Source organism: Nosocomiicoccus ampullae, from assembly GCF_001696685.1.
GTDB lineage: Bacteria > Bacillota > Bacilli > Staphylococcales > Salinicoccaceae > Nosocomiicoccus > Nosocomiicoccus ampullae_A.
In genome coordinates this window covers 69364-81577 of record NZ_MBFG01000010.1, presented here as the reverse complement: position 1 = coordinate 81577, position 12214 = coordinate 69364, and the positions used below count along the sequence as shown (strand labels likewise).

The window sequence follows — 12214 nt, the reverse complement described above, 5'->3', positions numbered from 1 at the left end:
TTAAATATCATCTTTACTATCTAAATTGTATACTTCAACGAATATATAGCCAATCACAATGCTTAGCGCATCTAAATATATAATCCAATCCGAGTTATAGTATCCACGGTACATCGAAATTGCAAATACGATAAACGTTAAAAATATTGCGACGTAACGATTTCTCGTAATCGTCGTAAATAAAATCACTGTAAATGCTGGTACAGTAATTGCCATCATATACCAAAAAACGTCTTCCATATTATTCATCCTTTACATATTGAATGTAACTGTCTAACGTTTTTTTAGAAATCTCTCCGACATATGTCTTCACAATCTCACCATCACTGTTAATAAACAACGTTGTCGGTATGATCGTTAAACGAAGACCTACCATAAAGTCTTTATCATTGTCCATATTGTATATCGGATATTGAACATCAAACTCTTCAATAAACGCATCTCGTGCTTTACTACTATCTTGTACATTTAACCCGACAAGTTCTACGTCATCTGGTAAATCTTTCAAATAAAATTCATTTAAATCTGGCGTTTCATTGCGGCATGGATTACACCAAGACGCAAACAAATTCACAACAGTTACTTCATTGTTTTTAATAATATTATCAAACGATTCATCTGTCGTCACACCATTAAACGAGTATTCCGTAATCAACTGACCTTCTGCATGATTATTAGTAGGTGGCTTTTGTTTTATATCATTTGCTGCTTCATCCTTCAACAATTCACTCGAAAACGTAATGACTTGATATATGCTAAAACTAATCAACCCAAAAAGAACAATACCAACTAATACTTTCAATTGTTTACTCACAGAACTAACCTCCGTCATCCTACTACTCTTATTATAATAAAAAAAGCACCCGTACGGGTGCTTGAAATTTTATATTTTAGTGAATGTAGTTAAATGTTGAAACTTGTGATGCTGGAATTGTACGGTAGCTTACAACACCTACAGTACCGTTCCAACCCATTTCTGAGATTGTGATTGATCCATCACCGTTGATTGATTCAACAAACGCTACGTGTCCGTAAGAACCTGCACCGTTAGTACCTGGGTAGCTGTGTGCAATCGCACCAACAGATGGCGTGTTGTTAATTGTGTAACCTAATGATGAAGCAGATGCTAACCAGTCATTTGCGTTACCCCAAGTTCCACCGATTTTCGAACCGATTTGAGCACGTTTTTCAAATACGTGCCATGTGCACCAACCCCACGCATAGTTGTTTGATGCGTTAGCAAAACGATTTGAGCTGTTTACAGCTGGTGCTGAAGCCGCTTGGCTTTGTTGAGCTTGTTGCTGTTGTGCTTGTTGTACTTTTTTAGCTGCTTCTTGTTGAGCTCTCTTTTCAGCTGCTGCTTTTTCTTTAGCAACACGTTGTGCTTCTGCACGCTCTGCTGCAATACGTTGTTCTTCAGCTTTTTGAGCTGCTGCTACTTGCTCAGCTGCTACTCTTTCAGCTTCTGCTTGAGCCGCTGCTCTTTGTTCAGCTGCAATTCTGTCTGCTTCTGCTTGTGCTGCTGCAGCTTCTTGTACTGCTTTTTCAGCTTCTGCTTGAACGTTGTTTTCAACTTCTGCTACTTCTTCAACTTCAACAACTTCTTCAGTTTGTACTTCTTGTACTTCTTCTACTGCTTCAGTAACAACTGGGTTACCTTCTAATACAAGTACGTCACCTGCAACGATATGATCGCTTGTTAAGCCGTTTAATGCTTTTAACTCGTCAACAGAAAGTCCTGTTGCACGTGAGATTGAGTATAAAGTGTCTCCAGCTTGGATGTGGTAAACACCTGAAGCAACTTCACTTACTTCATTTTCTTCTACTACAGGCTCTACTACTTCTTCTACTGCTTCAGTTTCAACAACTTCCTCAACTTGTGCGACTTCTTCAACCGCTTCTACTTGTGATCCAACTGTTAATACAAGTCCTGGGTGAATTAAGTCTGATGAAAGGTTGTTTACTGCGAATAACTCATCTAAATCCATACCGTGGTCTAAAGCAATTTGCCATAAAGTGTCGCCTGCTTTTACTGTGTATGTATTTCCTTTTTGTTCCTCTACTGCTTCAACTTCGTATGTTAAAACATCTTCTGGGTGAATTAAATCACTGTTAAGGTTGTTTAATTCTTTTAACTTCTCAACTGTTGTGCCAACTTCGTTAGCGATACCCCAAAGTGTATCTCCTTCTTTAACGATAACTTCTTCTGCGTTTGCTGTAAGTGATGTCCCTGTTAATGCTGTTAATGTTGCTACTGAAAATACTGTCTTCTTCATAAGTTCTAATGTCCTCCTGAATACTATGTATTAAATAAACGTATATAAATAATAAAAGTAAAATTCAAAGTTGTTAAATATAAAATTAGTGAATGTAAATCAAACTATAGCACATATTTTTGCTGTTTTTCGCGTTGTAACATAACTGTAACAGAATAGATATAACACCATAATAAAGAGGCGCTGTTTATTACAGCGCCTTGTGTTTACGTAATATTTACTTCTGTTCCATTAGCCATTCTACGAGTGCATTTAAGTCATCTTCATCCGTTACTAAGTCGCTCGGCATACTTCTCGTTCCATTTTCGATAATCGAACGGATATATTCCGGTGATTTTTCACTTCCGATATTTGAAAGATCTTTTGCGCTACTGCCGCGTCCTCTTAAGTCGACACCGTGGCATCCAACGCATGTCTGTTTATATACAACTTCTCCGCGGTGCATTTCTGACGCCACGCGACTTTCTTCAGTTGTATTTTCGTTAGACGTGCACGCTGACAAAATAACAACTGCCATTAAACTTAATAAAAATCGCTTCATATTTGTCTCCATTGATTAAAAAGGCTTTGTCGAGTGACAAAGCCTTACGAGTTTTATTTCGTGAAGTAGTCGTATAAGTCGCTAACTTCTTCGTCTGATAAACTACCAAACGCTGGCATTCCGCCTTTACCGTTTTTAACGATATCTGTAAATTCATCTTCACTTAATGAAGTGCCCGCTAGTGCTGGACCTGAAGCTCCTGTGAAGTCAGCTCCGTGACAAGATGAACAGTTTTGTTTTGCAACTTGTTCTCCTGGATGTGCTTCGTCAGTGCTTGAGTCGTCACTATTGTCTGCAGAGTCGCCGCCCCCGCCGCACGCTGCTAATACTAACGTTGAACCTAATAAAAACGTTGATAAGAACTTTTTCATAATGGTCACCTCTAATAAATTTTTAAAAGCTTATTCATACTTTTACATACCTATATTTTATCATATATAAACATTTTGTCATAAATAATGTTTTAAACATTTAAGTGCCATCTTAAATAACTGTCGATAAACGGCATTAAATCTCCGTTCATTACTTTGTCGACATTACCGACTTCGTAATTCGTACGGTGATCTTTTATCATCGAATATGGGTGAAATACGTATGAACGAATTTGTGATCCCCATCCGATTTCTTTTTGCTCGCCTTTTAACGCCGCGATCTCTTCTTGCTGACGTTCTAGTTCTAACTGATAAAGTTTTGACTTTAACATCTTCAGTGCCGTTTCACGGTTTTTAATTTGTGAACGTTCATTTTGACACGTAACTACGACTCCTGTTGGATGGTGTGTAATACGTACAGCTGAATCTGTCGTGTTCACGTGCTGCCCTCCAGCACCACTTGCTCGGTACGTATCAATTGAAATATCTTCTTGATTAATTTCGATATTAATTTCAGAGTCTTTAAACTGTGGTGTTACTTCACACGACACAAATGACGTATGTCTACGACCCGATGAGTCAAATGGCGAAATACGAACGAGTCGATGGACCCCCTTTTCACCTTTTAAAAGTCCATAAGCAAACGGACCTTTAACGCTAAGCGTCACACTTTTCACACCCGCTTCATCCCCTGCGAGATAGTTTAGAACTTCTGTTTTAAATCCTTGGTCTTCAATGAAACGCTGGTACATTCTAAGAAGCATCTCTGCCCAGTCTTGTGCTTCAGTACCACCCGCTCCAGGATGAAGTTCTAAAATCGCATCTTGTTCATCGTGCTCTTCACTTAAAAGAATGTTTAACTCGAATTCATCGGACTCTTTTTTGACGTTTTGAATCGTCTCTTCCATCATTTCCTGTAAATCCGGATCGTTTTCTTCCTTCAATAATTCTAAAGACACCTCGATGTCATTCACTTCGTCTTCTAGCGTATTAAATCCATCGACGACGCGTTTTAACTGGTTATTTTTTTCAATAATTTCGTTTGCTTTATCTGTGTCGTCCCAAAAGTTAGGTTCGACCATTAGTTCTTCGTACTCACGAATTTGTGTCTCTTTTTCTTCTAAGTCAAAGAGACCCCCTAAATTTTTCTAGTTTCGTACGCATCTCTTCTATAAAGCTTTTAATTTCACTTACTTCCATAATTTTCTCCTTAAGCACCGTGGCAGTTTTTGTACTTTTTACCAGACCCACATGGACATGGATCGTTTCTGCCGACCGTTTGTTTTTTAACAACCGGTTGCTTTTTCATTTTCTTTTTACCATCAGATGCTTGCATTTTATTTTTATCGACGACTTGTTCACGTTTAATTTCTTCGTCAGATTGTACTTCTGATTTTAGAGTCATACGTGCTGTTGAGTCTTCGATTGCGTTCATCATCTCTTCAAACATTTCTAGCCCTTCGTTTTGATATTCTCTTAACGGGTTAATTTGTCCATAAGATCTTAAGTGAATACCTGTACGGAGTTGGTCCATCGAGTCGATATGCTCTGTCCATTTTTGGTCGATCGTACGTAACATCATCATGCGCTCAAATTGACGCATACGATCAGGTGTTAAAATCTCTTCTTTACGCTCTAACTCTTTATACGCTTTTTCTTTGATGAGTTCGATAATTGACTCCGTCGATTGACCGACTAAGTCATCCATTTCGATGTCACCTTCACGAACGTAATACTGCTCGAGCAACTCTTTAAACGTTTCATAGTCGATCATTGAACTGTCTTGGTCATTGTAATAGTGAATTGTGCGTTCAATAGAGTTATCGATCATACCGTGAAGTAAGTCTCTCACGTCTTTTTTGTCGATAATTTCGTTACGTTCACCGTATATAATTTCACGTTGTGTTCTTAACACTTCGTCATATTCTAATACACGTTTACGTGCGTCGAAGTTATTTCCTTCCACACGCTTTTGTGCAGATTCTACATTACGTGTAATAAAACGACTTTCTAACATTTCATTTTCCATACCGAGTTTTTCCATCATCGATTGAATACGTTCAGATCCGAAACGTTTCATTAAGTCGTCTTCTAATGATAAGTAGAACGTACTCACACCAACGTCACCTTGACGCCCTGAACGCCCACGTAACTGATCGTCAATACGACGTGATTCGTGACGCTCTGTACCGATAACTGCAAGTCCACCGAGCTCTCTAACTCCTTCACCGAGCTTAATGTCTGTACCACGACCGGCCATGTTTGTAGCGATTGTAACTTGTCCACGTTGACCCGCATCTTCAACGATTTGAGCTTCTTGTTCGTGGTTTTTAGCGTTTAATACGTTATGGCGTACACCCGCTCGACGCAGTAAATCAGAAATAATTTCTGACGTTTCTACCGCGACTGTACCGATTAAGACCGGTTGACCACGTTTATAACGTTCGACAACTTCTTCGATGACTGCCTTATATTTATTATCTTTTGTCGAATAAATTCTATCGTTTAAGTCTTCACGTTGAACCGGACGGTTCGTCGGAATTTGCGTAACGCGCATATTGTAAATATCTAAAAATTCTTCTTCTTCAGTTTTAGCTGTACCTGTCATACCCGATAACTTATTGTATAGTCTAAAGAAGTTCTGGAACGTAATAGAAGCGAGCGTTTTTGATTCGCGCTGAATCTCAACCGCTTCTTTTGCTTCTAACGCTTGGTGTAACCCTTCAGAGAAACGACGCCCTGGCATCGTACGACCTGTAAATTTGTCGACGATTAATACTTCTCCGTCATTCACGACATAATCGACGTTACGCTCCATCGTATAGTTTGCTTTTAACGCTTGGTTAATATGGTGAAGCGTCGAAACATTTTTAACGTCGTAAAGGTTATCTAACTTATACCATTTCTCCGCTTTTGTCATACCATCTTCAGTTAAAAGAATCGTATTTTTACGCACGTCATACGTATAGTCTTGTTCTTTCTTTAACGTTGATACAAATAATTGTGCTTGTTGGTATTCCGTCACGCGCTCATCTGCTTGACCTGAAATAATTAACGGTGTACGCGCTTCGTCGATTAAAATCGAGTCGACCTCGTCCACGACACAGTAATTTAACGGACGCTGCACACGATCTTCTTTATATGCGACCATGTTGTCTCGTAAGTAATCGAATCCGAGCTCGTTGTTTGTCGTATACGTAATATCACAGTTATACGCTTCACGTTTTTCTTCACTATTTTTTTGGTTTAAGTTGAGTCCAACTGTTAACCCTAAGAAGTTATATAGTTTTGCCATCTCTTCACTTTGTACTGAAGATAAATATTCGTTAACCGTAATTACGTGTACGCCTCGACCAGTTAAAGCATTTAAATACACCGGCATCGTCGCCGTTAACGTCTTACCTTCACCGGTTTTCATCTCTGCGATGTCACCTTTATGAAGTGCAATCCCACCCATAATTTGTACAGGGAATGGTTTCATTTCTAACGTACGCATTGATGCTTCACGTACGACTGCGAATGCTTCTGGTAAAATTTGGTCTAAAATTTTATCTTGTTTTTTTCTATCGTCACTATGTTCAGCTAATTTTGCTTTAAACTTTTCAGTTTCTTGCTGTAATTCAGAATCGCTATATGCACTATAGCGTTCTTCAAGCGCGAGTACTTTTTTCATTTCTTTTTCAAGAGATTTAAGTTCGCGTTTATTGCCGTCGAATAATTTACGCAACATACTCATCGAAATTTCTCCTTATAAAATCATTATCATTACATTTTACCAAATTTTTTGCTGAAAATAAAAGCTTACACATTAAAAGCCTCTAGCTTTTATGCTAGAGGCTTAGGTGTTCAATTAATTTGTTTCAATTAAACCGTATTTACCATCTTTACGTTTATAAACGATACTTGTCGCTTCTCTATAACGATCGTTAAACACGAAGAAATCGTGACCAAGCATATCCATTTGTAGAATTGCTTCTTCAGCATCCATCGGTTTTAACGTAAACTCTTTAGATTTTACAATTTTAATATCATCGTCATCTTGAGATTCTTCTGGTTGCTCATTTAACACTTGGAATAAATCTACGTGACTTGCATCTTTTTCACGGAATTTACGGTTAATTTTAGTTTTATGTTTTCTAATTTGACGTTCTAATTTTTCAACGACTGCGTCTACTGCAGTGTATAAGTCGTCATGTCTTTCTTCCGCGCGTAATGTTAAGCCTTTCATTGGGACTGTAATTTCTACTTTCCCCATTTTGTTGTGGTACGTTTTGATGTTTGCGTGTGCAAATACGTCCTGTTGGTCGTTAAAATAACGATCTAACTTATTTACCTTATCTTCGATAAATGAACGAATTGCATCAGTGACTTCGATGTTTTCTCCTCTAATTTCGACTCTAATCATGATGATACCTCCTAATGTTATCTTGTACCTTAATTATATCAAAGTTTTCTAGATATAGAAAACGTTAACACATCGATACGCTTTGGATTATGCGCCTTTAATATTTCACTCACTTGGCGCACAGTTTCTCCGGTCGTAAATATGTCGTCGACGATTATAATCGACTGGTTTTTTAAATCAATATCCTCTCGCATTGAAAATGGATTAACCTCTGTCTCTCTTTCATATTTAGAAAGTTGTGATTGACGCATCGTTCGATGTGACGTCAAAATATCGTCGTATTTAACGCCCGCATCATCTAATATGCGCGTCACTTGATTAAACCCACGTTCTTTTAAGCGCAACTTTGATATTGGGACCGGTATCACTTTATCATATAGCCGGATTTTTTCTTTTACAAACATCGAAAATACCTTTTCTAACGCCACATCTCCTAAAAACTTATATCGCCGTATCATCCTCTTTACTATACGATTATATTCATATATCGAAGTGACATTCATATTATAAAACTGAAACGATTCATCGATTTTTAATTCCATTAATTCAGATAAACAACCGTCACATAGACAAGACGGTTGTATAAACATATTAATTAGATTATAGTCCCTTTCTATCTCACTATGACAATACACACAGTTCATAGTTTTACATCTCCTTTATTAAATCGATACGTTTTTTCTAATGCTTTTATGATTCCGAGCGTATTGTACTTTGCAAATATATAAACGTTGCCTTTCGTATCTTCGAGTTTACGTCCAGCTCGTCCTGCGATTTGTATGAGTGACGTGTCATCAAAATATTCACCGTGAATGACGAAGACGTCTAAACATTTAAATGTGACGCCGCGCTCTAGAATTGTTGTCGTAATCATAATATCGATGTGACCACTTCTCATCTCGTCCATCTTTTCTTTACGCTTAGGGTCACCACTAAAAATCGTTTCAACTGTTTTAAACTCTTTCATAATGACATTTTTAATCTGCTCTAACATGTCGATGTTCGGTACGAAGATGAACACCTTTCTTTCTTGTGACATCGATGCTCTTAATAAACGCCATAAACTATGGGGCAATTTATTTTTCTTTAAATGATGTTTTACATTTGTAAAAAAGACTTTTGGCATGACGAGAGGTTCTCCGTGATATCTACGTGTAATCGAGACGATATGTTCTTTTTTAACATCTTTAATTAAAGTTTTACTCGGCGTCGCTGTTAAGTAAATGATGACTCCGTTCGTTGATTTTGCCTGCTCTATTTGTGACTCTAGTACTTCATCTCCAACTAGTGGAAAGGCATCTACTTCGTCGATAATAATAACGTCATAATGATTTCTAAAATTAAACAATTGATGGACTGTCGACACTGTAAAGACAAAATCTGCTTCAATTTTTTCTTCTCCGTATAATAAGTCGATCCGTGCGTCTTTAAACGCATCTGTTAACCGTAAATATATTTCTCGTATGACATCGATTCTCGGCGAGACGAATAATACATTCATACCTAAACTTCTTGCATATTGTATACCGCGAAATGTAATTTCTGTTTTCCCTGCTCCAGTTACTGCATAAATCATTAGATCGTGATTATGTTGAATCGCATCGACAATGCGGGTTTGTGATTTTAACTGTTCGTCATTTAATTCAAAGTTTAAAACATACGGCATAAACTTACGGTAGCGTATCGGTGAGATAACACGTAACGGCTTTCGACTATCACTTCTCCCAAGCGTCACACACTGCATACAATACGTAACGTCACCGAAATAATCTGAATATGAATAAAATAGATTCTGATTTTGATTGCCACATCTTATGCATTTGTACGCACCATTTTCTTTTTTAACACCGACTTTAGAGTAAATCGTCGTGTTTGATTTCGTTCTTGTAAATTTCATATACACTCCAATAAAAAACACGCAACAAAATACGCTGCGTGTTTATATTATAAATTTATAGTTACTAATTAAAACCCTGTAACATCGACATCAAACGATGTAATCGAGACTCCGATTGCATGTTCACCTAAATGTGTACCGATAACTGGTCCAAAGTGACTGATAAGTACTGTTGCATCTTTAAATTTACTTGCAAGTTTTGCTTGGAATTCTTTTGCTTCATCTTCAATATTAGCGTGAATGACCGTTAACACGATATTGTCGCCTGCTTGTTTGTCGATCGCTTCTTGAACGAGGTCTTCTACTTTACTTAACGCTTTTTTCTTCGTACGGATTTTTTGAATCGCAACGATTTTACCTTCTTCAAATTGTAAAATCGGTTTGATTTTTAGCAATTGACCGACGAACGCTTGTGCGTTTGAAAGTCTACCACCCTTTTTTAAATTCGTTAGATCATCGACGACAAAGTATGCGTCTAAATAGTCTTTATTGGTAAAACGGTTGAGTGTTTCTAACAACTCTTCTAGTGGCGTATCATCTTTATGTTGCGCGGCATAGACTGCAAGTAAACCGAGTGGCGTACACGCGATTTTTGAATCGACTGCATGTAGTGTAATTCCTTCTACACTTTGTCCCGCTGCGACTGCGTTTTGTAATGTTCCACTAATTGAACTCGATAAGTGGAAACTAATCACGTCTGTATACCCTTTTTTATAAAGTTCTTCTAATAGAAGAATATAGTCTCCAATAGACGGTTGAGACGTCATAGGAAGTTCTTCTTGTGCGCGCATTTTGTCATAAAATTCTTCAGGCGTAATATCGATATCTTCTCGGTACGTGTCATCGCCAAAAATCGTGTTTAAAGGTATTGTATAAATGTCATTTTTTTCTTTAATTTCATCTGATAAGTATGCTGTTGAATCTACTACAATTGCTATTTTCATAAATATCCCTCACATATTAGCACTCGTTTCTATATTACACTAAAACCGCTCTATGTTAAACTGTTTTAAAGAGGTGTACACGATGGAACAAATTTACATGAACAAATTAAATACGTCTGCTGAAATCGATATTAAACGTTCAACGTTTATATCGTATATCGCACGTACTGAAACTGAAGATGAAGCAAAACAATTTATAAATGAAATTAAGCAAACACATAAAGACGCAACGCATAATTGTAGCGCCTATATTATCGGAGAGAATGCACTTATTCAGCGTGCTGATGATGACGGTGAACCTCAAGGAACAGCAGGCATTCCAATTTTAGAAGTATTAAAGCGTGAAGAGTTGTACAATACGACGATCGTCGTTACGCGTTACTTCGGTGGCATTAAGCTCGGAGCCGGTGGGCTAATCCGCGCATATTCAAGTGGAGCTGCTGAAGCGGTAAAAGCGAGTGGTAAAGTATATCTCGTTCCGATGGTGCCGACCATGATCGTATTAGATTATACGTTCACAAATCGTTTCGAACATTTTTTAGAACAAGAACAAATCGAGATTAGAGATCAGAAATATACAGACAAAGTCACGTATCAACTGATCGTTTCAGAAGAAAAAGTAGAAAATGTCAAAAACGAGCTACAAAAAATAACGAGTGATACGTTTACGATGTCTACTTCAGAAGTAGAAATGGCAGAACGTACACTCGTCTAGCGATTCATATATATAAACATTCGTTTAACAAATCTTAAAATCGGGCGGCGGGTTGATCCTATCAAATCCGTCGCTTCTACTATAATGACGACCGATAAGATAAGCAGTAAACAAATGAGTACTGCACCTGTCACTGTCGATAAATATAAAATTACTGACGCGAATGCAAATAGCGTTGCCATCAAGTAAAGTAAAATCACACTTTGACGGTGCGTAAACCCTAAGTATTGTAACTTATGGTGTAAATGCCCTCTATCGGCACGAGTCAGTGAGACCCCTTCTCTATACCGTCTAATGGCAGCAAACGTAATGTCTATAAACGGTACGCCAAGAATGATAATTGGGAATAGAATCGAGAAAAACGTCACGTTTTTAAATCCTAATATCGATAATACTCCGAGTACATACCCTAAAAACATCGACCCATTATCCCCTAAAAAGAGCTTCGCTGGATAGAAATTATAATATAATACTCCAAGCGTTGACCCGATGAGTATGACACTTATCATCATGACAAATATATTATTTTGTAAAATCGCAATTACTGCAATACTTGCTAAAGCTATAACTGTTACACCAGATGCTAATCCGTCTAATCCATCAATTAAGTTAACTGCGTTAATGATCACTGCAATCCATAAATACGTAAATGGAATCGCAAATATACCGAAATCTACCGTTATCCCAAACGGCGTAATCGTATCAATGACAACCCCAAACATCACTGGTATCGTAATAACAACGAGTTGTCCAATGAATTTAATACTCGGTTTTAGATCATATTTATCGTCGATAATACCAATTAATACAATTAACCCTCCACCGAGAATAATCGGTATGTATTCTGGTTCGATCGGTCGAGCGATAATTAATGTAATCACAAATGATACAAAAATCGATATTCCGCCGGAAAACGGCATCGGTTTCGCATGTTGTTTTCTATGGTTTGGATAATCGACAAATCCAAACTTATAACTTAACTTTATAAATATCGGTGCAACGATGAATGATATGATTGCAGATAATATTAATAGAAATAATGTATACATATCCTCACCCGTTAAT

General features: G+C 37.5%; 13 protein-coding genes. 1 reads left to right on the top strand and 12 read right to left on the bottom strand.

The features are described from left to right. The 11 genes from BBS29_RS05490 to BBS29_RS05440 form a co-directional block, all read right to left on the bottom strand. Positions 1-240 (bottom strand): DUF2198 family protein, encoded by a 240-nt coding sequence (locus BBS29_RS05490; RefSeq protein ID WP_068129865.1) that lies wholly within the window; start codon positions 238-240, stop codon positions 1-3. Position 241: 1 nt separating this feature from the next. Beyond that, on the bottom strand, positions 242-814 hold the full coding sequence (locus BBS29_RS05485) for a TlpA family protein disulfide reductase (protein ID WP_179853836.1): 573 nt from the start codon (positions 812-814) through the stop codon (positions 242-244). A gap of 76 nt (positions 815-890) precedes the next feature. Beyond that, positions 891-2276, bottom strand: coding sequence for a LysM peptidoglycan-binding domain-containing protein (locus tag BBS29_RS05480; protein WP_068129859.1), 1386 nt, complete (start codon positions 2274-2276; stop codon positions 891-893). A gap of 217 nt (positions 2277-2493) precedes the next feature. Continuing rightward, entirely contained in the window at positions 2494-2817 is a 324-nt protein-coding gene (locus tag BBS29_RS05475) for a c-type cytochrome (protein ID WP_068129856.1), read from the bottom strand. A gap of 53 nt (positions 2818-2870) precedes the next feature. Next, positions 2871-3188, bottom strand: coding sequence for a c-type cytochrome (locus BBS29_RS05470; protein ID WP_068129853.1), 318 nt, complete (start codon positions 3186-3188; stop codon positions 2871-2873). A gap of 92 nt (positions 3189-3280) precedes the next feature. Beyond that, a protein-coding gene (gene prfB / locus BBS29_RS05465) for a peptide chain release factor 2 (RefSeq protein ID WP_143861266.1) occupies positions 3281-4388 on the bottom strand; the annotation gives its coding sequence in 2 pieces (ribosomal slippage) (positions 3281-4315 and positions 4317-4388; 1107 coding nt in all). A gap of 10 nt (positions 4389-4398) precedes the next feature. Further along, a complete protein-coding gene (gene secA / locus BBS29_RS05460; RefSeq protein ID WP_068129845.1) occupies positions 4399-6924 on the bottom strand; it encodes a preprotein translocase subunit SecA in 2526 nt (841 codons plus the stop codon). Between the two features lie 114 nt (positions 6925-7038). Beyond that, entirely contained in the window at positions 7039-7593 is a 555-nt protein-coding gene (hpf, locus tag BBS29_RS05455; protein ID WP_068129843.1) for a ribosome hibernation-promoting factor, HPF/YfiA family, read from the bottom strand. A gap of 38 nt (positions 7594-7631) precedes the next feature. Continuing rightward, the gene (locus tag BBS29_RS08180) at positions 7632-8135 is read right to left on the bottom strand and encodes a ComF family protein (protein ID WP_218836840.1); all 504 of its coding nucleotides are present in this window, start codon (positions 8133-8135) and stop codon (positions 7632-7634) included. 98 nt (positions 8136-8233) lie between these two features. Beyond that, the gene (locus BBS29_RS05445; protein WP_068129837.1) at positions 8234-9490 is read right to left on the bottom strand and encodes a DEAD/DEAH box helicase family protein; all 1257 of its coding nucleotides are present in this window, start codon (positions 9488-9490) and stop codon (positions 8234-8236) included. 68 nt (positions 9491-9558) lie between these two features. Next, positions 9559-10434 carry a DegV family protein gene (locus BBS29_RS05440; RefSeq protein ID WP_068129834.1) on the bottom strand — a complete coding sequence of 292 codons (876 nt, stop codon included), beginning with the start codon at positions 10432-10434 and terminating at the stop codon, positions 9559-9561. Positions 10435-10516: 82 nt separating this feature from the next. Here BBS29_RS05440 and BBS29_RS05435 point away from each other — a divergent pair, with 82 nt between their 5' ends. After that, positions 10517-11149 (top strand): YigZ family protein, encoded by a 633-nt coding sequence (locus tag BBS29_RS05435; RefSeq protein WP_068129830.1) that lies wholly within the window; start codon positions 10517-10519, stop codon positions 11147-11149. Here the strand turns inward: BBS29_RS05435 and BBS29_RS05430 are convergent. Then, positions 11146-12198: a glycosyltransferase family 4 protein gene (locus BBS29_RS05430; protein WP_068129824.1), complete on the bottom strand. Its 1053-nt coding sequence runs from the start codon at positions 12196-12198 to the stop codon at positions 11146-11148. The genes BBS29_RS05435 and BBS29_RS05430 overlap by 4 nt on opposite strands. Positions 12199-12214: the final 16 nt, after the last annotated feature.